Origin of the sequence: Nocardioides sp. P86, from assembly GCF_023712465.1 — a bacterium.
Lineage (GTDB): Bacteria > Actinomycetota > Actinomycetes > Propionibacteriales > Nocardioidaceae > Nocardioides > Nocardioides kribbensis.
Genome location: NZ_JAMAYE010000001.1, coordinates 871,564 through 893,016 on the forward strand (window position 1 = coordinate 871,564; position 21,453 = coordinate 893,016).

Here is a 21,453-nt window from a genome sequence, read left to right on the forward strand (position 1 = left end):
TGGGCTGCCATGCTCGCCGGGTGCAGATCCAGGAGGCCATCGCCGGGAGCCTCGCCGACGTCGTGGCCGTGGTCGCGCTCCTCGCGCTGCTGGTCACCGCCTACGCCCACCCCCGCCCGCTCGTCGAGGCCGCCGTGGCGGTCGTCGCCGGGCTGGCCGCGCTGACCACGGGTCGGCTCGGGCTCGACGCGGTGGGCAGCACGCTGGGCCACCTGGCCCCGGTGGTGGTGTTCCTCGCGGCCGTGCTCGTCGTGGCCGAGGTGTGCTCCCGCGCGGGGCTCTTCGCCGCCGCTGCCGCCGTCGTACGCCGCACCGACCGCGGCGACCCGCGCCGGCTGCTGCTCGGCGCCTTCGTGCTCGCCGCGGCCGTCACCTGCGTGCTCAGCCTCGACGCCACCGTCGTGCTCGTCACCCCCGTCGTGGTGGCCGCCGCCCGCGGCGCCGGCTGGTCCTCGCGGCCGGTGGCCTGGGCCTGCCTGCGCATGGCCAACTCCGCCTCGCTGCTGCTGCCGGTCTCCAACCTCACCAACCTGCTGGCGATGCGCGACCTCGACCTCACCTTCGCCGGCTTCGCCCTCGCGATGGCCCCCGTGCTCGTCGTGGTGCTGGTCGTCGAGTGGGTCGCGCTGCGCGTGCTCTTCCGTCGCGAGCTGAGCCCGGCCACGGCCTCCGGGGCGGGCGCGGTCGGCGGGCCCCGGGCGGGCGCGGTCGGCGAGGCCGGTGCGGACGAGGACGGCGGCGTGGCCGCGGTCGCGCCGCCCTGGGAGCGCGTGCCGCTGGTCGTCGTGACGCTCATGCTCGCGGGCTTCGCGGTCGGCTCCCCGCTGGGCGTCGAGCCGGGCTGGGTGGCCGCGGTGGCCGCGGTGGTGCTGATGGGCTGGGCCGCCCGCCGCGGGCTGCTGACGTGGCCCGAGGCGGCGCGCGCCACCCACCCGTCGTTCGCGCTCTTCGTGCTCGGTCTCGGCGTCGTCGTGGCGACCCTGACCACCGGCCCGCTCGGCGACGCGGTCGGGCGCCTGCTCCCCGCGCCCTCCGGCGCGCCGTCGTGGACCGACCTGCTGGTCGTCGCGCTCGTCGCCACGGTGCTGGCCAACCTCGTGACCAACCTCAGCGCGACGCTGCTGGTCGTGCCGCTCGTGGCCCCCCTCGGCACCGACGCCGTGCTCGCCGCCCTGCTGGGACTCAACATCGGCTCCGGGCTCACCTACACCGGCTCGCTGGCCAACCTGCTCTGGCGCCGCGGCCTGGGCCACAGCACGGCCGCACCGTCGATGCGCACCTTCCACGCGTGGTCGCTGACCACCACCCCGGTCGTGCTCCTCGCCGCGGTCACCGCCCTCGCCCTGACCTGACCCCAGCCGACCCGACCCGAGCCGACCCGACCCGAGCCGACCTGGCGCGGCCCCGCGTGACCGCCGCCTCGCGGCACCTGTCGGCCCGGACCCGCACCTGTCGGCCGACGCGTGGGCCGACAGGTGCGGGTATCACCAGCCGACCGGCGAAACCCGCCGTCGTACGCCGCCGCCGCACCGAGCACCTGTCGGCCCAGACCCGCACTTGTCGGCCGACGCGTGGGCCGACAGGTGCGGGTATCGCCAGCCGACCGGTGAAACCCGCCGCCGCAGTCAGTCACCGCAGAAGCGGCTCAGGATCCGGGTTTCGTCCGCCGACGCGGGCATGTGGGGGACAGATCCGCCGCGGATGAGGCATGATGCGGGCGTGACGACGTACCGGATCGCCGAGGCCGCCGAGCTGCTCGGGGTCAGCGACGACACGCTGCGCCGGTGGGTCGACTCGGGCCGGGTGGCGGCGATGCGACCCGACGGGCCGGCGGTCATCGCCGGCGCCGACCTGGCCGGCCTGGCCGAGACCCTGGTCGACGAGCCCGACCGCGAGCGCACCCGCGCCTCGGCGGTGAGCGCGCGCAACCGCCTCGTGGGCATCGTCACCCGCGTCAGGAAGGACACCGTCATGGCGCAGGTCGACCTCGTCTGCGGGCCCTACCGGCTGGTGTCGCTGATGAGCGCCGAGGCCGCCGAGGAGCTCGGCCTCGAGCGCGGCGTGCGCGCCATCGCCTCGGTGAAGTCCACCAACGTCGTCGTCGAGCGGCCCACCTGAGGTCGGTCGGGCCGCACCCCCACCGCAGATCCCACCGCAGATCCCGCCGCAAGACCCCGCCGCAGAGCCCGCCCCAGCCCACCGCACCACCCCGCACCACCACGCAGCCGCCGCAGACCAGGAGCGAGACATGAGCAGCACCGCCCCCCGCCGCACCCCCACCCGCACCAGCCGCCGCCTCGCCGCGACGGCCGCCGCGGTCGCGCTCGTCCTCCCCCTGGCCGCCTGCGGCGACGACGCCGACGGCAGCGGCGACACCGGGGGCGCGGGTGACGGCGCGGGCGACACCACGATCACCGTGCTGGCCGCCGCCTCGCTCACCGAGACCTTCACGACCCTGGCCGAGCAGTTCGAGGCCGACCACGAGGGCGTCGAGGTGGAGCTGGCCTTCGACTCCTCCGCCACCCTCGCCGGGCAGGCCGTCGAGGGCGCTCCGGCCGACGTCCTCGCCACCGCCGACTCCCGCACCATGGACACCGCCGCCGACGTGCTGGCCGCCGACCCGCAGGTCTTCGCCACCAACACCCTGGTCATGGCGGTGCCGGCCGGCAACCCGGCCGACCTGTCGGGCTTCGAGGACGTCGCCGACGGCGACGCCACCTACGTCGTGTGCGTCGACACCGCCCCGTGCGGTGCGATCTGGGCGGCCATCGCCTCCGAGGAGGGGGTGACCTCCCAGCCGGCCAGCCTCGAGGTCGACGTCAAGGCGGTGCTGGCCAAGGTCACCGGCGACGAGGCCGACGCCGGCTTCGTCTACGAGACCGACGCGGTCGCGGCCGGCGACCAGGTCGAGACCTTCGAGGTTCCGGGCGCCGAGGACCAGGTCACCGACTACCCCATCGCCCCGCTCGACCAGGCCGGCGACCCGGAACTCGCCCAGGAGTTCGTCGACCTGGTGCTCTCCGAGGCCGGCCAGCAGGTGCTGGCCGACGCCGGCTTCGGGCAGCCGTGACCCCACCCCCCGACGCGGGGGCGACCACGCGCTCCGGCTCCCACCTCGGCCGACCGCCGCTGGTGCTCGTCGTGCCCGGCGCGATGGCCGCGGCGCTGCTCGTCGTGCCCCTCGTGACCCTCGTGCTCGACACCCCCTGGGGCGACTTCCTCGACCAGCTCGGCTCGGCGCCGGTGCTCGCGGCGCTGCGGATCACCGCGCTGACCTCCGCGGTCACCGTGCTCGCCTGCCTCGTGCTGGGCACCCCCCTGGCGTGGCTGCTGGCGCGGGTCGACTTCGCCGGCCGCTCGGTGCTGCGCGCGGCGGTGGCCGTGCCGCTCGTGCTGCCCCCGGTCGTGGCCGGCGTCGCGCTCGTGACCGCGCTGGGCCGCAACGGCGTCGTGGGCTCGCTGCTGCGCGAGACCACCGGCCTCACCGTGCCCTTCACCACGACCGCCGTGGTCATCGCCCACACCTTCGTGGCCATGCCCTTCTACGTGCTGAGCGTGGAGGGCGCGCTGCGCACGGCCGGCGAGCGGTACGACGTCGTCGCGGCCACCCTGGGCGCGACCCGCTGGCACGCCTTCCGCCGGGTGACCCTGCCGCTGGCGATGCCGGGCGTGGTGGCCGGCGCCGTGCTGGCCTGGGCCCGCTCGCTGGGCGAGTTCGGCGCCACCATCACCTTCGCCGGCAACTTCCCCGGCACCACCCAGACCATGCCGTCGCTGATCTACACCCAGCTCCAGGCCGACCCCGCCGTGGCCCGCACGCTGAGCATGATCCTGCTGCTGGTCTCCGTCGGCGTGCTCGCCGGCCTGCGCAACCGATGGCTGACCACCTCGTGACCGGCTCCGAGGAGGCCCTGAGCGGGCCCGGCAGGGCCACCGGGCCGGGCCTCCACGCCCGGGTCAGGGTGCCCGGCCGTCTCGACGCCGAGGTCACCGCCGCCGCGGGGTCGGTGGTCGCGGTCATCGGGCCCAACGGCGCCGGCAAGTCCACCCTGCTCGGCGCCCTCGCCGGCACGACCGCGATGGCGGGCGAGGTCGAGGTCGGCGGGCGCAGCTGGACCGCCCCGCCGCTGGCCGTGCGCCACCGGCGCGTCGGGCTGGTCTTCCAGGACCAGTCGCTCTTCCCCCACCTCAGCGCGCTGGAGAACGTCGCCTTCGGCCTGCGCGCCCGCGGCCGGGCCCGCACCCCCGCGCGGGCCCGCGCGCAGGAGTGGCTCGACCGGCTCGGGGTCGGCGAGGTCGCCGCGCGCCGGCCCCGCCAGCTCTCGGGGGGCCAGGCGCAGCGGGTCGCGATCGCGCGGGCCCTGGCCACCGAGCCCGAGCTGCTGCTGCTCGACGAGCCCTTCTCCGGCCTCGACGTCGGCGTGGCCACCGCGCTGCGCATCGAGCTGGCCCGCCACCTCGCCGACTTCGCGGGGGTGGCGCTGCTGGTCACCCACCACGCCCTCGACGCGCTAACCCTCGCCGACGAGGTGCTGGTGCTCGACGGGGGCCGCGTCGCGCAGACCGGCACCCCCCGCGACGTGGCCGCCCACCCGCTCACCGACCACGTCGCTCGCCTGGTCGGGCTCAACGTGGTCGCCGACGCCGACACCAACCGGTCCTTCCCGCCCAGCGCCGTCACGGTCTCGCTGCGCGCGCCCGAGGGGTCGGCGCGCAACCGGTGGCGGGCCTCGGTGCTCAGCGTGGTGCCGCACGGTGACGCCGTACGCCTGCTCGCGCGCACCGACGGCGCGCAGGAGCTGATCGCCGACGTGACGCCCGAGGCCGCGGTCGAGCTCGGGCTCGACCCGGGCCGCGAGGTCTGGCTGACGGTGAAGGAGACGTCGGTCAGGACCTATCCCCGGACCGCTAGCATGCGCCCATGACCCGCCCCACGCCGCACCCCGCCGAGCCGGAGGCCCTCCGGGTCGCCCCGATGTCGCCCGACCGCAACCTGGCCCTCGAGCTGGTGCGCGTGACGGAGGCGGCCGCGATGGCCGCCGGACGCTGGGTGGGGCGGGGTGACAAGAACGGCGCCGACGAGGTCGCGGTCAACGCGATGCGCGTCATGATCTCGACCATCGGCATGAACGGCACCGTCGTCATCGGCGAGGGCGAGAAGGACAACGCCCCCATGCTCTACAACGGCGAGTCCGTGGGCGACGGCACCGGCCCGGAGTGCGACGTCGCCGTCGACCCCATCGACGGCACCACGCTGACCGCCAAGGGCATGAGCAACGCCGTGGCCGTGCTCGCGGTCTCGCCGCGCGGCTCGATGTACGACCCCTCCGCGGTCTTCTACATGGAGAAGCTGGTCGCCGGCCCCGAGGCCGCCGACGTCGTCGACATCCGCAACCCCGTCTCGGAGAACATCCGCGCCGTGGCCAAGGCCAAGGGCGCCAGCCCCTCCGACGTCACCGTCGTGCTCCTCGACCGTCCGCGCCACGCCGACCTGGCCGAGCAGATCCGCGCCACCGGCGCCCGGATCAAGTTCATCGTCGACGGCGACGTCGCGGGCGCGATCTCCGCGGCCCGCCCCGACAGCGGCGTCGACCTGCTGCTCGGCATCGGCGGCACGCCCGAGGGCATCATCGCCGCCACCGCGCTCAAGTGCATGGGCGGCGTCATCCAGGGCCGGCTGTGGCCCACCGACGACGACGAGCGCCAGCGCGCCCTCGACGCCGGCCACGACCTCGACCGCGTGCTGTCGACCGACGACCTGGTCACCGGCGACGACTGCTTCTTCGTGGCCACCGGCATCACCGACGGCGACCTCATGCGCGGCGTGCGCTACCGCGCCGGTGGCGCCACCACCGAGTCGCTGGTGATGCGCTCGCGCAGCGGCACCGTGCGCACCATCACCGCCGAGCACCGGCTGCAGAAGCTGAGCGCCTTCTCCTCCATCGACTTCGGCGGCTGAGCCCTGCGGCTGCGGACGTCATGCGGGACGTGGGTGCGCCTCCACCCTCCGCATGACGTCCCACCCGCAGCCCACCCGCGGCCGGCCCGTGCGCCCCTCGGCCCGCCCGCGGCGGAGGTCTCAGGCGATCTCGGCCGCCTGCAGCTCGCCGGCGGCACCGGCGCGGTGGCGGTGCAGGGCGGCGCCGACCTCGGCGGCCACGCGCGGGTCGACGGCCATGCCGAGGTGGGAGGCGCGCACCTCGACGGCGTGCGCCTCGGGGTCGACGCAGGCCTGCCAGTCCACGACCCCGTCGCGGCGGGAGTAGATCGCGGTGAAGCCCACGCCCGCGGGCATCGGCGAGCGGCTCTCCTCGAAGCTCTCCCGCGCGCAGGCCCCGGCCACGCACTCCTCCGACATCAGCCCGGGCACGCCGGCGCGGCTGAGCCGCACGAGGGTCTCGACGCCGGCGCTCAGCGCGCGGTGGTGGGCGCCGGGCGCCAGCATCGGGCTGCCCATGGTGACGATGCCCGACACCAGGTCGGGGCGGCGTACGGCGACGCCGCGCGCCAGCATGCCGCCGAGGCTGTGCCCGACGATCTGCACGCGGCTCTCGCGACGGATGGCGATCGACTCCAGGCGCGCCTCGAGACGGGTCGCCGCGGCCAGGGTGCAGCCGATGTTGACGTGGATCATCGAGCGGTAGGTGCGGAAGCCCTGGTGGCGCAGCGAGGAGCGCATCCACTGCAGCGACCCGTCGCCGGCCATGAAGCCGGGCACGAGCAGCACCGGGTCGGCGTCGCGGCCCCCCGCCCGCGTGGCGTAGGGCCGGCCCAGGCGCTCGCGCCGCTCGCCCACCGACCGCACGACGTGGCGCCCGGCCTCCCCGACCACGCGGCCCTCGCGCAGCATCGCCACCAGGGGCGGGCGGCGGAAGCCGTCGGGCAGCAGGAAGGAGCCGAGGGGGTCCAGCGAGCCGGGGGTCGCGTCGTTCATGCTCCGACGTTACGCCCACGTAACGCCGGTATGTGACCCCACTCACCCCATCGGGTCCGTTCGGGGGGCGGTATGGCCCATGCGGTTCACTGGGGCCATGGCCTCCCGGACGCCCCAGCAGGACGACCGCACCGACGACGCCCACGACGTGGCCGTCTCCGAGGAGCTCCTCGCTCCGGTGCGCCCCGACCTCGAGCTGTGCTACCAGACCTTCGGCGACCCCGACGACGAGCCGCTGCTGCTCGTGATGGGCCTCGGCGGCCCGATGACCTGGTGGGACGCCGAGCTGTGCCGCATGCTCGCGCGCCGGGGCTTCTACGTCGTTCGCTACGACAACCGCGACACCGGCCGCTCCAGCCGGATGCCCGGGCGGGTCGGGCGCACCGCCCTGGTGCGGGCCTTCGCCGGCACCAAGGTGCGCGCTCCCTACTCCATGGCCGACCTGGCCGGCGACGCCGTCGCGCTGCTCGACCACCTCGGGGTGCAGTCGGCCCACCTGGCCGGGGTCTCGATGGGCGGCATGATCGTGCAGACCGTCGCGATCGCCGAGCCCTCCCGGGTCAGGTCGGTGGCCAGCATCATGTCGACCACCGGCAAGCGCACGGTCGGCTGGCAGCACCCCTCCCTCCTGCCGGCGCTGATCGCCCGGGCCGGCGCCGGCCGCGAGGCCTACGTGCGCTCCAGCGAGAAGATGTGGCAGCTCATCGGCTCCCCCGCCTACCCGCAGACCGAGGAGGAGCGCCGCGCCCGCGCCGAGGAGACCTTCGACCGGGGCGTCAGCGCCCACGGCGTGATGCGCCAGATGCTCGCCATCCTCACCCAGCCCGACCGTGCCCCCCGCCTGCGCGCGGTGACGGCGCCCGCGGTCGTCGTGCACGGCCTGGCCGACAAGATGGTCCACGTCTCCGGCGGCCGCGCCACCGCCCGCGCCCTGCCCGGCGCGGAGCTGCTGCTGGTCGACGGCATGGGCCACGACATGCCCCCCGCCCTCTTCGAGACCTTCGTCGCCGCGATCCGGCGTACGGCGGACCGCGCCCGGCCGGCCTGACCCGACCCGACGCGGCCTGGCCCGCCGGGGCCACCGGTGCCCGCTCACCCCTCGCGGTGGAAGGGGTGGACATCCGCTCCGGGGAGGACTAGACGTGTGGGTCCACCCCGGACCGGAGAGGCTCCCCCATGCATCGAAGCGCCCCACCCTCCACCAGCGCGGGGGGCGGTGACACTCCCCTCCCCGCGCCCCCGCACCGATCCCGGCTCCCCCGTGCGGCCCGCCGGCCGCGCCGCACGATCGCGGGCCTGGCCGGCCTGGCGCTGGCCTCGAGCCTGCTGGCCGCCTGCGGCAGCGACGGCAAGCCGGTGCTGAACTGGTACATCAACCCCGACGGCCAGGCCACGCTCACCCAGCTCGCCGCCGACTGCAGCACCGACGACTACGACATCGAGATCCAGCTGCTGCCCACCGGCGCCACCGACCAGCGCACGCAGCTGGCCCGGCGCCTCGCGGCCTCCGACTCCGAGACCGACCTGATGAGCCTCGACCCGGTCTTCGTGCCGGAGTTCGCCAACGCCGGGTGGATCGCGGAGTGGCCCGAGGAGCTGGCCTCGCAGGTCGTCGACGACGACGTGCTCTCCGGCCCCGCCGAGACCGTGCGCTGGGACGACGGCGTCTACGCCGCGCCGCAGTGGGCCAACACCCAGGTGCTCTGGTACCGCAAGTCGCTGGCCGAGGCCGCCGGCCTCGACATGAGCCGGCCGGTCACCTGGTCGCAGGTCATCGAGGCCGCCGCCGACCAGGGCGGCACCGTCGGCGTGCAGGCCGACCGCTACGAGGCCTACATGGTGTGGATCAACTCGCTGGTCGCCGGCGCCGGGGGCGACATCGTCTCCGACACCGAGGCCGGCAGCGAGGCCCAGGTCGACATCGACTCCGAGGCCGGCCGGGCCGCCGCCACCGTCGTGCAGGAGCTCGCCGAGTCGGGCGCCGCCCAGCCCGACCTGTCGGTCTCCCGCGAGGGCACCAGCCTGCCCTTCATGTTCGACGGGCCGGGTGAGTTCATGACCAACTGGACCTTCGTCTACAAGAACTACGAGCCCACCGAGGGCGGCGCCTTCACCCAGGAGCAGTTCGACGACCTGGGATGGGCGCGCTACCCCCAGACCGTCGAGGGTGAGGAGTCCCGGCCCCCGGTCGGCGGCATCGACATCGCGGTCGGGGAGTTCACCGAGAACAAGGACTGGGCCTTCGAGGCCGCGCAGTGCGTGTCCTCCCCCGAGGCCCAGCAGCAGCTGGCCGTCACCGACGGCCTGATGCCCTCGCGGCAGTCGGTCTACGACGCCCAGGAGCTCGTCGACGCCTTCGACCCCAGCCTGCTGAGCCTCTTCCAGGAGAGCCTCGAGGCCGGCGCCCCGCGACCCAAGAGCGCCTACTACAACCTGATCTCGGGTGCGATCCAAGCCTCCTGGCACTCGCCCACCGAGGTCGACCCCGACACCACGCCCGCCGAGTCGGCGGACTACCTGCGTGAGGTCCTGCGCTCGGAGGCCCTGCTGTGAGCGCCGTGGCGCCCCCGGCCCGGGGCGAGGAGCGCGAGGCCACCGACAACCGTCGCGACCGGCGCAAGGACAAGCGCCCGGAGCTCTCCGACCGGGCCCGTCACGAGCAGCGCCTCGGCCAGCGGCTGGTCGCCCCGGCCGTGGTCATCATGCTGCTGGTCACGGCGTTCCCGATCCTGCGCGCGCTCTACCTGTCGTTCTACACCTACTCGCTGACCTCTCCCGAGGACCGTGCGTTCATCGGGATCGACAACTACGTCACGGCCCTGACCGACGGGCTGTTCTGGCGCGACATCGGCGTGACCGTGCTCTACATGGTGGTCACGGTCGCCATCGAGCTGGTGATCGGCTTCGCCTTCGCGATGGTCATGCACCGCGTGGTCTTCGCCCGCGGCATCATCCGGACCTCGATCCTGATCCCCTACGGCATCATCACCGTGGTCTCCGGCTTCGCCTGGCAGTTCGCGTTCACCTACCAGAACGGCTTCATCAACGGCTGGCTGCCGGGGATCAGCGACTCCTTCAACTGGTTCGGCGAGACCACGCCCGCGGTCATCGCGATCATGGTCTCGGAGATCTGGAAGACCACGCCCTTCATGTCGCTGCTGCTGCTGGCGGGCCTGGCCCAGGTCAGCGACGACATGATCGAGGCGGCCAAGGTCGACGGGGCCACCTGGTGGCAGCGGCTGTGGCGGGTGATCCTGCCCAACATGCGTGCGGCGATCATGGTCGCAGTGCTCTTCCGGGCCCTCGACGCCTACCGGATCTTCGACAACATCTTCGTCATGACCAGCGGTGCCGTGGGCACCGAGTCGATCTCGTTCCTGGTCTACCGCCAGACCATCGAGCAGTTCCAGCTCGGCATGGGCTCGGCCCTGTCGGTGCTGCTGTTCCTCTCGGTGCTGCTGGTGGCCTTCCTGATCGTCAAGCTGTTCCGGGTCGACCTGGCCAAGGCACGAGGAGAGGGGTGAGCGGCATGAAGCAGAAGATCGGACTCGTGGTCGGCGTCGGCCTGATCCTGGTGTGGTGCCTGCTGCCGGTGGTGTGGATCGTCTCGCTGTCCTTCAAGGACGCCGTCGCGGTCACCAACGGCAGCCCGGGCTTCTTCCCGGCCGACGGCGCGTTCGCCGGCCTCGACAACTACCGCGACGCCTGGGGCAACGACCAGTTCCGTCGCGCGATCGTCAACTCCCTGGGCATCAGCCTGATCTCGACCACGCTGTCGGTGATCCTGGCGACGCTGGCCGCCTACGCCATCGCGCGCCTGGAGTTCCGCGGCAAGAAGCTGGTGCTGACCACGGCGCTGGCCATCGCGATGTTCCCGGTGGTCTCGCTGGTCAGCCCGCTGTTCGACATGTGGCGCGCGATCGGGCTCTACGACACCTGGCCCGGGCTGATCATCCCCTACATGTCCTTCACGCTGCCGCTGGCGATCTGGACCCTGTCGGCCTTCTTCCGCGAGATCCCGTGGGAGATGGAGCAGGCGGCCCAGGTCGACGGCGCCACGTCGTGGCAGGCCTTCCGCAAGGTGATCGTGCCGCTCGCGGCGCCCGGGGTCTTCACCGCGGCGATCCTGACGTTCTTCTTCGCGTGGAACGACTTCGTCTTCGGCATCACCCTGACCTCGACGGAGGCGGCCCGGCCCATCCCGGCGTCGCTGTCCTTCTTCGTCGGCGCCGACCCGTTCAACCGGCCGGCCTCGCTGCTGGCCGCGGGAGCCGTCATCGCGACGATCCCGATCGTCATCATCGTCCTGATTTTCCAGCGCAAGATCGTGGCCGGGCTGACGTCCGGCGCGGTGAAGGGGTGACCTCGTCGTGGCTTCCATCCAGATGAAGAACATCGTCAAGAAGTACGGCGACGGCTTCCCGGCCGTGAACGACGTGTCGATCGACATCGCCGACGGGGAGTTCGTCATCCTCGTGGGCCCCTCGGGCTGCGGGAAGTCGACGCTGCTGCGGATGATCGTCGGCCTGGAGGACATCACCTCCGGCGACATGGTCATCGGCGAGAAGCGGGTCAACGACCTGGCCCCCCGCGACCGCAACCTGGCCATGGTCTTCCAGAACTACGCCCTCTACCCCCACCTCAGCGTCTACGAGAACATCGCGTTCCCGCTGCGCCTGGCCGGGGCCAAGGACGAGGAGGTCGACGCCAAGGTGCGCGAGGCCTCGAAGACCCTCGAGCTCGACGAGCACCTCGAGCGCAAGCCGGCCAACCTCTCGGGCGGCCAGCGCCAGCGGGTGGCGATGGGGCGCGCGATCGTGCGCGACGCCGACGCCTTCCTCTTCGACGAGCCGCTGTCGAACCTCGACGCCAAGCTGCGCGGGCAGATGCGCAGCGAGATCGCGCGGCTGCAGAAGAAGCTGGGCATCACCACCGTCTACGTCACCCACGACCAGACCGAGGCGATGACCCTGGGCGACCGCGTCGCGGTGCTCAAGCGCGGCCTGCTCCAGCAGCTGGCGAGCCCGCGCGAGCTCTACGGCAACCCGTGCAACCTCTTCGTGGCCGGCTTCATCGGCTCCCCGCCGATGAACTTCCTGCCCGCCGAGGTCGACGGCACCACCGTCACGCTGCCCTTCGGCAGCGTGCAGATCTCGGCCGAGAAGGCCGAGCGGGTCGCCGGCAAGGGCCTGCTCATCGCGGGCATCCGCCCCGAGGCCTTCGAGGACGCCTCCGTGGTCGACTCCGGGCGCGAGGGCTCCACCTTCCGCGCGACCGTCGAGGTCGTGGAGTGGCTGGGCAACGAGGCCTACGCCTACATCCCCTTCGAGGCCCCGCCGGAGGTGCAGCAGCAGCTGCAGCAGCTCGAGCGCGACCTCGACGGGGAGTCGCTGCGCACCCAGCTGGTGGTCGGGCTCGACGGCTCCAGCCGGATCGCGGAGGGCGACGAGGCCGAGATCTGGGTCGACACCTCCAAGATGCACCTCTTCGACCCGAGCACGGGTGAGAACCTCACCATCGACCACGACCACGCCGGCGAGGTGCCCGCCCGGGCCCTCGAGCCCACCCCGGGCTGAGCCGACCCGCACGACGCGAGACCGGCGCGCCCCCCGTGGGGGACGCGCCGGTCTCGTCGTACGTCGGGGGCCTGCGGCTCAGGCGGAGAGCCGCTCCCCGGTGTCGGTGTCGAAGACGTGCACGTGCTGGGGGTCGGTCGTGACGTGGATCGTCTCGCCCTTGTGCACGTGGTCGCGGCCGTTGACGCGCACGATGATGTTGTTGGGCGTGCCCTCCACCCCGCTGGTGCCGTAGACGAAGGCGTCGGCGCCGAGCTCCTCGACGACCGTCACCCGCACGGGCAGGCCGCCCTCGCCCTCGCCGACGATGCGCCACGACTCGGGGCGCACGCCGACCGTGACGTTGCCGCGCATGACCTGGGCGGCGGTCGGGTCGACCGGCACCTGGTAGTCGCCGATCTGCGCCTTGCCCTCGACCGCGGTGGCCTCCAGCAGGTTCATCTGCGGGGAGCCGATGAAGCCGGCGACGAAGAGGTTGGCGGGCCGGTCGTAGAGCGCCAGGGGCGTGTCGACCTGCTGGATGTAGCCGTCCTTCATCACCGCGACCCGGTCGCCCATGGTCATGGCCTCGACCTGGTCGTGGGTGACGTAGACGGTCGTGACGCCGAGGTCGGCCTGCAGCCGGGCGATGTCGGTGCGGGTCTGCACGCGCATCTTGGCGTCGAGGTTCGACAGCGGCTCGTCCATGCAGAAGACCTGCGGCTGGCGCACGATCGCACGGCCCATGGCCACGCGCTGGCGCTGTCCGCCGGAGAGCGCCTTGGGCTTGCGCTCGAGGTACTCCTCGAGGCCGAGGATGGCGGCGGCCTCCTTGACGCGCTTGTCGCGCTCGGCGGTGGGGACCTTGGCCATCTTGAGCGCGAAGCCCATGTTCTCGGCCACGGTCATGTGGGGGTAGAGCGCGTAGTTCTGGAACACCATCGCGATGTCGCGGTCCTTGGGCGGCATCGTGGTGATGTCGCGGTCGCCGATGCGGATGGTGCCGGAGTTGACCTCCTCCAGCCCGGCGAGCATGCGGAGGGTGGTGGACTTGCCGCACCCCGACGGGCCGACGAGGACCATGAACTCCCCGTCGCGCACCTCCAGATCGATGCCGGGCACCGCGGGCTTGTCCGCCCCGGGGTACCAGCGCTGTGCCTTCTCGAACGTCACTGAGGCCATGATGACCAGCTCCCTTCACCGGCAGGTACGTGCCGGACGATCCGTTGTGAAGTGACTCGGGTCACCCTAGAGCAGGGCAAGCGGTTGCGCGAGCAGTGCTCACGGCCGGCGGCCCAGTCGGCGCCGGGGCTCGCCGGGCATCGGCTTGCGCACCACCGTGACCGCCCCCATGAGCGCGAGTCCGCGCACGCGGACCACCGGGGAGTCCGCGCGCAGGTCGGGCTCGGTCCTGGCCCGGCCCTCCTCGAAGCTGCCCATGATCCCGGTGCCCTCCACCACGACCCGGGTGCCGGCGTTGACGGTGAGGTCGACCGAGCCCATGATCGCGCTGGCGTTGACGACGACCTCGCGGGTGGCGAACTGTGCCTGCCGCAGGTCGAGGGTGACCCCGCCCATCAGCGCGAACGCGGTGTGGGTGGGGCCCACCAGCCAGGCGCCCCGCCGGTCGCACCCGCTGAGCACCGCGCTGCTCGTGCTCGGCGCGGGCAGCGCGCCGGGCAGCGCTGCGGGCTGGGAGGCGGCCGGGTACGCCGGGTCCGGGTGGGCCGGCGGGCGCGGGGCCGCGGGCGGGAGCACGGGGAGCCCGCCGTGGCCGGGGAGGTCGGCCAGCAGGGGCACCAGGTCGGCGTAGGTCTTGGCGGCGTAGGTCGCCTCCAGTCGCTCGTCGAGCTCCTCGAGGTCGAGCCGTCCCTCGCCCGCCGCCCGGCGCAGGTGCTCGGCCACCTGGTGGCGCTCGGCGTCGGAGATCCGCAGCAGCATCGGGTCCTGGTCGGGACGGGGATCCATGCGCCCCAGCCTAGGCGGGCCGGGCGGGGCTAGCCGTCCACCCGGGCCGCCCCCTCCTCGGCGGCGGACCCGGTCGGAGCCTCGACGTAGACCGTGCCGCCGAGCTCGACGAACTGCGCCGACATCCGCGCCATGCCCGCCGCCGGGTCGAGGTCGGGATCGAGGGCGGGGTCGAGTGCGGGGTCGAGGTCGCCGAAGCGGTCGCGCACGTCCTGGCTGATCCGCATGGAGCAGAACTTCGGCCCGCACATCGAGCAGAAGTGGGCGGTCTTGGCGTTCTCCGCCGGCAGGGTCTCGTCGTGGAAGGCCTGGGCGGTGCGGGGGTCGAGGGAGAGCGCGAACTGGTCGTGCCAGCGGAACTCGAAGCGCGCCCGCGACAGCGCGTCGTCCCAGTCGCGCGCGCCGGGGTGGCCCTTGGCGACGTCGGCGGCGTGCGCGGCGAGCTTGTAGGTGATGACACCGGTCTTGACGTCGTCGCGGTCGGGCAGGCCGAGGTGCTCCTTGGGCGTGACGTAGCAGAGCATCGCCGTGCCGTGCATGGCGATGGCCGCGGCGCCGATGGCGCTGGTGATGTGGTCGTAGCCGGGCGCGACGTCGGTGGCGAGCGGGCCGAGGGTGTAGAAGGGCGCGCCGTGGCACCACTCCTGCTGCAGCCGCACGTTCTCCTCCACCAGGTGCAGCGGCACGTGCCCGGGGCCCTCCACCATCACCTGCACGTCGTGCTCCCAGGCGCGGGTGGTGAGCTCGGCCAGCGTGCGCAGCTCGGCGAGCTGGGCCTCGTCGTTGGCGTCGGCGACCGACCCCGGTCGCAGCCCGTCGCCCAGGCTGATGCTGACGTCGTAGGCGGCGAGGATCTCGCAGAGCTCGTCGAAGCGGGTGAAGAGGAAGTTCTCCTCGTGGTGGGCCAGGCACCAGCCGGCCATGATCGAGCCGCCGCGGCTGACGATGCCGGTGACGCGGCGCGCGGTGAGCGGCACGTGGCGCAGCAGCACCCCGGCGTGGACGGTCATGTAGTCGACGCCCTGCTCGCACTGCTCGACGACGGTGTCGCGGTAGACCTCCCAGGTCAGCCGGTCGGCCTCGCCGCCGACCTTCTCCAGCGCCTGGTAGATCGGCACGGTGCCGATCGGCACCGGCGAGCTGCGCACGATCCACTCGCGCGTGGTGTGGATGTCGTCGCCGGTCGAGAGGTCCATCACCGTGTCGGCGCCCCAGGTGGTGGCCCAGGTGAGCTTGTCGACCTCCTCGGCGATCGAGCTGGTGACCGCGGAGTTGCCGATGTTGGCGTTGACCTTCACCAGGAAGCGCCGCCCGATGACCATCGGCTCGGCCTCGGGGTGGTTGACGTTGAGCGGGATGATCGCGCGGCCCGCGGCGACCTCGCTGCGCACCAGCTCGACGTCGCAGCCCTCGCGCGCCGCGACGTACTCCATCTCCCGGGTCACCTCGCCCCGGCGCGCGTAGTGCAGCTGCGTGACGCGCACCCCGGGCACGGCGCGGCGCGGGGCCGCCGTCTCGCCGCGCCACGCCTCGGTCGCGGCCCCGCGACGCACAGCGGCGCGGCCGTCGTCGAGCAGCTGCGGGGCGCGTCCGGCGTAGGTCTCGGTGTCACCGCGCGCCGCGATCCAGTCGCCGCGCAGCCGCGGGAGGCCGACCTCGGGGTCGCAGCCGGGCCCGGCCGTGCAGTAGCGGTCGAAGGTCTCGCCGTTGGTCAGCGCCACGCGGGTCACCGGCGTGCCGGCCTCGGTCAGCACGCGGGAGTGGGCGGGGTGGGTGGTCATGGGGGGCTCCTCAGGTCGGGTCGGGTCGTGTCGGGTCAGGTCAGGTCAGGTCGGGGCGGGTCGGGCGCCGCGCGTCGTCACGCGCGGTTCGCTCGTCCACCGCCCCGTCGTGACGGGTCAGCGGAGGGGCTGGCGGGCCGGCAGAGCGGTCGACGGGGCGTGACAGCTCGCGCGCGCGGGTGGCTCGGGCGGCTGGCGCTCGGGCGGGTGTGAGGTGGGCGGCCGGGAAGCGGGTGGTGGGCCCCCGGGTGCTTGACGCCCAGGTGGCTGGGCAGCGAGTGCTCGGGAGGCGGGTGGGGGCAGGCGGGCCAGGAGGGCGGCCACCTCGGCGGCGGGGTCGCGGGCGCGCATGACGCCGCCCATCACGGCCACCCCGTGGGCGCCGGCGTCGAGCGCGGCGGCCACGTCGTCGCGGCCGATCCCGCCGAGGGCGAGCACCGGCACGCCGGCGTCCGCCGCCTCGGCGTACGCGGTCCGCGGCAGCGGCGGGAGGTGGCCGGGCTTGCTCAGCGAGACGCCGAAGGGCGACAGCACGACGTACGTCGCGCCCTCGGCCGCCGCCGTGCGGACCTCCCCCACCGCGTGGCAGGAGCGGCCCACCACCGGGCCGGCCGCCGAGGTCGCCCAGCGGCCGGGTCGCTGGTGGGCGGCCAGGTGCACGCCGTGGGCGGCGGGGTCGGGCAGCCGCGAGGAGATCACCACCAGACCGGGCAGCCGGGCGAGGGCGGCCAGGAGCGCGTGGCGCGCACGCGGGTGCAGGTCGGGCTCGCGCACGACCACCGCGCGCAGGCCGGCCTCCACGCACTCCGCGACGGTGCCCACCAGGCTCCGGCCCAGGCTCAGCTGGGAGCGGTCGGTGAGCAGCAGCAGGCGCGGCGGTCCGCCGGGTCCGGGCCACGGCGAGGGGCGGGTCGGCCGGGCGCTCACGCCCCCGCCCCGATCCGGCCCTCGACGGGGCTGGAGGCCCGGGCCGTGCGCCGGCGGGGCACCCGCCCGGCGTGCCGCGCGGCGTGACCGGCCTCGACGGCCAGCCGCAGGGCGCGCGCCATGCGCACGGGGTCCTCGGCGCGGGTCACGGCGGTCGCGGCGAGGACGGCGTCGCAGCCCAGCTCGAGCGCGAGCGCGGCGTCGCTGGCGGTGCCGACGCCCGCGTCGAGCACGACCGGCACGTCGACGGCGGCGACCAGGGCCTCGATGGCACGAGGGTTGAGCACGCCCAGCCCCGAGCCGATGGGCGAGCCCAGCGGCATCACCGCGGCGCAGCCGAGGTCGGCCAGCCGGCGCGCCACGACGGCGTCGTCGGTGGTGTAGGGCAGCACGGTGAAGCCGGAGCGCACCAGCGTCCCGGCGGCCTCGAGCAGCTCGACGGGGTCGGGCATCAGCGTGACCTCGTCGCCGACGACCTCGAGCTTGACCCAGTCGGTGCCGAGCGCCTCGCGGGCCAGCTCCGCGGTGAGCACGGCCTCGCGGGCGGTGGTGCAGCCGGCGGTGTTGGGCAGCACCCGCACGCCGGCGCGGTCGAGCACGTCAAGCACCCCGCCGGGGCCCCGGGCGCCGGTGCGCCGCATGCTCACCGTGACCAGGCCGGGGCGGGCGGCCGCCAGCACGGCGGGCAGCAACGCCACCGAGGGCAGACCGCCGGTGCCGAGCAGGAGCCGGGAGGCGAGCGCGACGCCACCGACCACGAGGTCGTCGTCGGCGCTCATCCGCCCTGCACCGCCGTCACGACCTCGACCACGTCGCCGTCGGCGAGGCGCCGGTCCGCCAGCTGCGCACGGGGCACGACGACGCCGTTGAGGGCGACCGCGCAGCCGCGCCCGGCGCCGGTGGGGGCCAGCAGCTCGGCCAGCGTGGTGGTGTCGTCGAGGCTGCGCGCCTCGCCGTTGAGCACGACGTGGGTCATGGGCGGTCTCCGGCCGGGTGGGGGTGTGCTGGGGCGGTCGGGTGGCGGTGCGGTGGCGCGGGCGGCGGATCGAGGCGGCGCGGATCGAGGCGGCGCGGATCGAGGCGGCGCGGATCGAGGCGGCGCGGATCGAGGCGGCGCGGATCGAGGCGGCGCGGATCGAGGCGGCGCGGGTCGAGGCGGCGTGGGTCGAGGGCGGGCTCGACGTGGCCGTGGTCGAGGTGGTCGGCCACCAGCGCGGCCACGAGCGGGGCGAGCAGCACGCCGTGGCGGAAGAGACCGACGGCCAGCACGGTGTCGCCGTCGGTGCCCGTGTCGCCGTCGGTGCCCGTGTCGCTGTCGGTGCCCGTGTCGCGGGCTCCCGGCGTCTCGCGCCCGCCGGTGCCCGTGTCGTGGCCGCCGTCGGCCCGACCCGCGGACCAGCGCGGCCCGGCCGGCCCCACGAGCGGCAGGTTGTCGGCCGTGGCCGGACGGTCGCGGGCGGTCGCCTCGAGCAGCTCGGCGCGGTCGAGCCCGGGCAGCAGCCGGCAGGCGGCCTCGAGCAGGCGGCGCACCCCGCCGGCGGTGACCACCGGGGGCGCGTCGTGCTCCTCGCTGGTCGCGCCGACGACCACCTCGCCGTCGGCGCGGGGCACGACGTAGACGGGCGCGCCGTGGACCCACCCGCGCACCGTGCGCTCGGGCGGGTCGTCGCTGCGCAGCCGCAGGATCTCCCCGCGCACGCCGCGCACCAGTCCGGTCGCGGCGATCCCGGTCGCGACCACCGTGCGGTCGACCGGAGCCCCCGACGGGGCCGGGAGGAGCCGGGCGCGGTGCCGGTCGAGCAGGGCGGCCACGACCTCGCGCGGGGCGACGCTGCCCTCGTCGGGCAGCAGGGCGGCTCCGGCGACGCCGGCGCCGAGGCGCGGCTCGAGGCTGCGGGCGGCCCGTCCGCCCACGACGTCGACGGGCCGGCCCAGGCGGGCCAGCAGCGCGGCCTGGCGCTCGACCAGCTGGAGGTCGGCGTCGTCACGACCGACGAGGAGCGTGCCGCCCGGGCGCAGCGCGACGCCCCAGCGGCGGGCGGCGGCCGGCCACAGCGCGAGGCTGCGCAGGCCCAGGTCGAGCAGCGCCTCCTCGCCGTGCCACACCTCGGCGGTGGGCGCGAGCATCCCCGCGGCGGCGTAGGACGCACCGCCACCGGGGGCCGGGTCGACGACCTCGACCTCGTGGCCGCGCCGCACCAGCTCGTCGGCGCAGGCCAGGCCGACGACCCCCGCGCCGAGCACCCGCACGCGCACGGGTCAGCCCCTCCGGGCCGAGCGGGGCGGAGCCCCGGCGCACCCCCTCGTCGGGGGACTCGACGGAGCGCTCGACGGCGGGCTCGGACGACGGGTGGTGGGACGTGACGACAGCACAGCTGCTCCTCGCTTCCTTCGCCGGCATGACCCGGATCAGGTTCGACGGTCGGAGCGGCTCAGCTCCCTCTCAGCTCGCTGCCGCGAGCTCCCGTGGTGGACGCCGTCGACCGTAGCAGCCGCTCCGGGCGCCTTCCAGGGGTCGACCGCGGAGCGGGGTCCTGCCCCACGGGGGCGCGCCCAGGCGTAGCCTTGCGGCCCGTGGCCAGCGAACCCGACTTCCGGTACTCCGACCTCCTCCCCACCGGCAAGGACGACACGCCCTACCGGTTGGTGACCGACGAGGGGGTCTCCACCTTCGAGGCCGGCGGGCGCACCTTCCTCCAGGTCGAGCCGGAGGCGATCCGGCGGCTGACCGCCGAGGCGATGCACGACATCAGCCACTACCTGCGCCCGGCCCACCTGGCCCAGCTGCGGAAGATCATCGACGACCCCGAGGCCTCCGGCAACGACCGCTTCGTGGCGCTCGACCTGCTCAAGAACGTCAACATCTCCGCCGGCGGCGTCCTGCCGATGTGCCAGGACACCGGCACCGCCATCGTCATGGGCAAGAAGTCCGAGGGCGTGCTCACCGGCGCCGACGACGGCGAGGCCATCAGCCGGGGCGTCTTCGACGCCTACACCCGGCTCAACCTGCGCTACTCCCAGCTGGCCCCGCTGACCACCTACGAGGAGAAGAACACCGGCAGCAACCTGCCGGCCCAGATCGAGCTCTACTCCACGCCCGCCGCCGACGGCTCGCCGGAGTACAAGTTCCTCTTCATGGCCAAGGGCGGTGGGTCGGCCAACAAGTCGTTCCTCTTCCAGGAGACCAAGGCGATCCTCAACCCGAAGCGGATGCTGGAGTTCCTCGACGAGAAGATCCGCTCCCTCGGCACCGCCGCGTGCCCGCCGTACCACCTCGCCGTGGTCATCGGCGGCACGAGCGCGGAGTTCGCGCTCAAGACCGCCAAGTACGCCTCGGCGCACTACCTCGACAACCTGCCCACCGAGGGCTCGATGAGCGCCCACGGCTTCCGCGACCTCGAGCTGGAGGAGCAGGTCTTCGAGCTGACCCAGTCCTTCGGGATCGGCGCGCAGTTCGGCGGCAAGTACTTCTGCCACGACGTGCGGGTCGTGCGCCTGCCGCGCCACGGCGCCTCGTGCCCGGTCGCGATCGCCGTCTCCTGCTCGGCCGACCGCCAGGCGCTGGGCAAGATCACCGCCGAGGGCGTCTTCCTCGAGCAGCTGGAGACCGACCCCGCGCAGTACCTCCCCGAGCCGGAGGTGCAGGACCTCGTCGGCGCCGGCGACGTCGTGCGCATCGACCTGACCCGCCCGATGGACGAGATCCTCGCCGAGCTCACCCGCCACCCGGTCAAGACCCGCCTCTCGCTCACCGGCCCGCTGGTGGTCGCCCGCGACATCGCGCACGCCAAGATCCAGGAGCGCCTCGACGCCGGCGAGGAGATGCCGCAGTACCTCCAGGACCACCCGGTCTACTACGCCGGCCCGGCCAAGACCCCCGACGGCATGGCGTCCGGCTCCTTCGGCCCCACCACCGCCGGGCGGATGGACTCCTACGTGCGGTCCTTCCAGGCCGCCGGCGGCTCGAAGGTGATGCTGGCCAAGGGCAACCGCTCGAAGCAGGTCACCGAGTCGTGCGAGGCCCACGGCGGCTTCTACCTCGGCTCCATCGGCGGACCCGCCGCCCGGCTGGCCCAGGACTGCATCACCTCGGTGGAGGTGCTGGAGTACGCCGAGCTCGGCATGGAGGCGGTGTGGAAGATCGAGGTCGAGGACTTCCCGGCCTTCATCGTCGTCGACGACAAGGGCAACGACTTCTTCACCGACCCCTCCGGCGCCGTCACCGTGCCGCTGAGCGCCCTGGGCGCCGGCCTGCGGGTGCGCTCGCAGGAGTAGCCCGACCCCGCGA

At 74.2% G+C, this 21,453-nt stretch carries 20 protein-coding genes and 1 riboswitch; of the genes, 12 read left to right on the forward strand and 8 right to left on the reverse strand.

The annotated features are described in order from the left end of the window. Positions 1-20 precede the first annotated feature (20 nt). The 6 genes from M3673_RS03975 (at position 21) to glpX (ending at position 5,959) form a co-directional block, all read left to right on the forward strand. Entirely contained in the window at positions 21-1,352 is a 1,332-nt protein-coding gene (locus tag M3673_RS03975; RefSeq protein ID WP_251531799.1) for an SLC13 family permease, read from the forward strand. A 349-nt stretch (positions 1,353-1,701) separates the two neighbouring features. Then, positions 1,702-2,118: a molybdopterin-binding protein gene (locus tag M3673_RS03980; protein ID WP_374108173.1), complete on the forward strand. Its 417-nt coding sequence runs from the start codon at positions 1,702-1,704 to the stop codon at positions 2,116-2,118. Positions 2,119-2,248: 130 nt separating this feature from the next. Beyond that, on the forward strand, positions 2,249-3,070 hold the full coding sequence (gene modA / locus M3673_RS03985; protein ID WP_251531808.1) for a molybdate ABC transporter substrate-binding protein: 822 nt from the start codon (positions 2,249-2,251) through the stop codon (positions 3,068-3,070). Next, positions 3,067-3,894, forward strand: coding sequence for a molybdate ABC transporter permease subunit (gene modB / locus M3673_RS03990; protein ID WP_251531813.1), 828 nt, complete (start codon positions 3,067-3,069; stop codon positions 3,892-3,894). The genes modA and modB overlap by 4 nt, the downstream gene beginning before the upstream one ends. Continuing rightward, on the forward strand, positions 3,876-4,925 hold the full coding sequence (locus M3673_RS03995) for an ABC transporter ATP-binding protein (protein WP_251531814.1): 1,050 nt from the start codon (positions 3,876-3,878) through the stop codon (positions 4,923-4,925). Before modB ends, M3673_RS03995 begins: the two co-directional genes overlap by 19 nt. Next, positions 4,922-5,959 carry a class II fructose-bisphosphatase gene (gene glpX / locus M3673_RS04000; protein ID WP_193662182.1) on the forward strand — a complete coding sequence of 346 codons (1,038 nt, stop codon included), beginning with the start codon at positions 4,922-4,924 and terminating at the stop codon, positions 5,957-5,959. Before M3673_RS03995 ends, glpX begins: the two co-directional genes overlap by 4 nt. 120 nt (positions 5,960-6,079) lie before the next feature. Here the strand turns inward: glpX and M3673_RS04005 are convergent, their stop codons facing one another. Continuing rightward, entirely contained in the window at positions 6,080-6,934 is an 855-nt protein-coding gene (locus M3673_RS04005; protein ID WP_251531816.1) for an alpha/beta hydrolase, read from the reverse strand. A 97-nt stretch (positions 6,935-7,031) separates the two neighbouring features. Here M3673_RS04005 and M3673_RS04010 point away from each other — a divergent pair, with 97 nt between their 5' ends. From M3673_RS04010 to M3673_RS04030, 5 genes are all read left to right on the forward strand, one after another. Beyond that, positions 7,032-7,982: an alpha/beta fold hydrolase gene (locus tag M3673_RS04010; protein WP_251531817.1), complete on the forward strand. Its 951-nt coding sequence runs from the start codon at positions 7,032-7,034 to the stop codon at positions 7,980-7,982. A gap of 128 nt (positions 7,983-8,110) precedes the next feature. Then, entirely contained in the window at positions 8,111-9,487 is a 1,377-nt protein-coding gene (locus M3673_RS04015) for an extracellular solute-binding protein (protein ID WP_193662184.1), read from the forward strand. Continuing rightward, positions 9,484-10,458, forward strand: a complete 975-nt coding sequence (locus M3673_RS19545) for a carbohydrate ABC transporter permease (protein ID WP_235557664.1) — start codon at positions 9,484-9,486, stop codon at positions 10,456-10,458. The genes M3673_RS04015 and M3673_RS19545 overlap by 4 nt, the downstream gene beginning before the upstream one ends. Positions 10,459-10,463: 5 nt before the next feature. Beyond that, on the forward strand, positions 10,464-11,297 hold the full coding sequence (locus M3673_RS04025) for a carbohydrate ABC transporter permease (RefSeq protein ID WP_056862863.1): 834 nt from the start codon (positions 10,464-10,466) through the stop codon (positions 11,295-11,297). A gap of 7 nt (positions 11,298-11,304) precedes the next feature. Continuing rightward, entirely contained in the window at positions 11,305-12,510 is a 1,206-nt protein-coding gene (locus M3673_RS04030; RefSeq protein ID WP_193662185.1) for an ABC transporter ATP-binding protein, read from the forward strand. A gap of 78 nt (positions 12,511-12,588) precedes the next feature. Here the strand turns inward: M3673_RS04030 and M3673_RS04035 are convergent, their stop codons facing one another. The 7 genes from M3673_RS04035 to M3673_RS04065 all read right to left on the reverse strand — a co-directional run bounded on the left by M3673_RS04035 (position 12,589) and on the right by M3673_RS04065 (position 19,421). Further along, a complete protein-coding gene (locus tag M3673_RS04035; protein WP_193662186.1) occupies positions 12,589-13,671 on the reverse strand; it encodes an ABC transporter ATP-binding protein in 1,083 nt (360 codons plus the stop codon). 99 nt (positions 13,672-13,770) lie between these two features. Continuing rightward, complete coding sequence (locus M3673_RS04040; RefSeq protein ID WP_251531818.1) at positions 13,771-14,457, reverse strand: DUF1707 domain-containing protein; 687 nt, start codon at positions 14,455-14,457, stop codon at positions 13,771-13,773. A gap of 29 nt (positions 14,458-14,486) precedes the next feature. Next, positions 14,487-16,238, reverse strand: a complete 1,752-nt coding sequence (thiC, locus tag M3673_RS04045) for a phosphomethylpyrimidine synthase ThiC (RefSeq protein WP_251531820.1) — start codon at positions 16,236-16,238, stop codon at positions 14,487-14,489. Between the two features lie 117 nt (positions 16,239-16,355). After that, positions 16,356-17,165, reverse strand: a complete 810-nt coding sequence (locus tag M3673_RS04050) for a thiamine phosphate synthase (protein WP_251531822.1) — start codon at positions 17,163-17,165, stop codon at positions 16,356-16,358. Continuing rightward, positions 17,162-17,944: a thiazole synthase gene (locus M3673_RS04055; RefSeq protein WP_251531824.1), complete on the reverse strand. Its 783-nt coding sequence runs from the start codon at positions 17,942-17,944 to the stop codon at positions 17,162-17,164. Before M3673_RS04055 ends, M3673_RS04050 begins: the two co-directional genes overlap by 4 nt. Further along, the gene (gene thiS, locus M3673_RS04060) at positions 17,941-18,141 is read right to left on the reverse strand and encodes a sulfur carrier protein ThiS (protein WP_056862207.1); all 201 of its coding nucleotides are present in this window, start codon (positions 18,139-18,141) and stop codon (positions 17,941-17,943) included. The genes M3673_RS04055 and thiS overlap by 4 nt, the downstream gene beginning before the upstream one ends. Next, entirely contained in the window at positions 18,138-19,421 is a 1,284-nt protein-coding gene (locus tag M3673_RS04065) for an FAD-dependent oxidoreductase (RefSeq protein ID WP_251531826.1), read from the reverse strand. The genes thiS and M3673_RS04065 overlap by 4 nt, the downstream gene beginning before the upstream one ends. A 112-nt stretch (positions 19,422-19,533) precedes the next feature. Beyond that, positions 19,534-19,643: riboswitch (TPP riboswitch) on the reverse strand. A 96-nt stretch (positions 19,644-19,739) separates the two neighbouring features. On the opposite strand from M3673_RS04065, the gene M3673_RS04070 reads away from it, so the two are divergent. Beyond that, positions 19,740-21,440, forward strand: a complete 1,701-nt coding sequence (locus M3673_RS04070) for a fumarate hydratase (protein WP_200918912.1) — start codon at positions 19,740-19,742, stop codon at positions 21,438-21,440. Positions 21,441-21,453: the final 13 nt, after the last annotated feature.

Bases quoted from the DNA above. Each gene is read 5' to 3' on its own strand.
- M3673_RS04040 (WP_251531818.1), bottom strand. From the start codon at position 14,457: ATGGATCCCCGTCCCGACCAGGACCCGATGCTGCTGCGGATCTCCGAC.
- M3673_RS04010 (WP_251531817.1), top strand. From the start codon at position 7,032: ATGGCCTCCCGGACGCCCCAGCAGGACGACCGCACCGACGACGCCCAC.
- M3673_RS04005 (WP_251531816.1), bottom strand. From the start codon at position 6,934: ATGAACGACGCGACCCCCGGCTCGCTGGACCCCCTCGGCTCCTTCCTG.
- M3673_RS04055 (WP_251531824.1), bottom strand. From the start codon at position 17,944: ATGAGCGCCGACGACGACCTCGTGGTCGGTGGCGTCGCGCTCGCCTCC.
- M3673_RS03980 (WP_374108173.1), top strand. From the start codon at position 1,702: ATGAGGCATGATGCGGGCGTGACGACGTACCGGATCGCCGAGGCCGCC.
- modA (WP_251531808.1), top strand. From the start codon at position 2,249: ATGAGCAGCACCGCCCCCCGCCGCACCCCCACCCGCACCAGCCGCCGC.
- M3673_RS04015 (WP_193662184.1), top strand. From the start codon at position 8,111: ATGCATCGAAGCGCCCCACCCTCCACCAGCGCGGGGGGCGGTGACACT.
- thiS (WP_056862207.1), bottom strand. From the start codon at position 18,141: ATGACCCACGTCGTGCTCAACGGCGAGGCGCGCAGCCTCGACGACACC.
- glpX (WP_193662182.1), top strand. From the start codon at position 4,922: ATGACCCGCCCCACGCCGCACCCCGCCGAGCCGGAGGCCCTCCGGGTC.
- M3673_RS04035 (WP_193662186.1), bottom strand. From the start codon at position 13,671: ATGGCCTCAGTGACGTTCGAGAAGGCACAGCGCTGGTACCCCGGGGCG.
- thiC (WP_251531820.1), bottom strand. From the start codon at position 16,238: ATGACCACCCACCCCGCCCACTCCCGCGTGCTGACCGAGGCCGGCACG.
- M3673_RS04025 (WP_056862863.1), top strand. From the start codon at position 10,464: ATGAAGCAGAAGATCGGACTCGTGGTCGGCGTCGGCCTGATCCTGGTG.
- M3673_RS03995 (WP_251531814.1), top strand. From the start codon at position 3,876: ATGGCTGACCACCTCGTGACCGGCTCCGAGGAGGCCCTGAGCGGGCCC.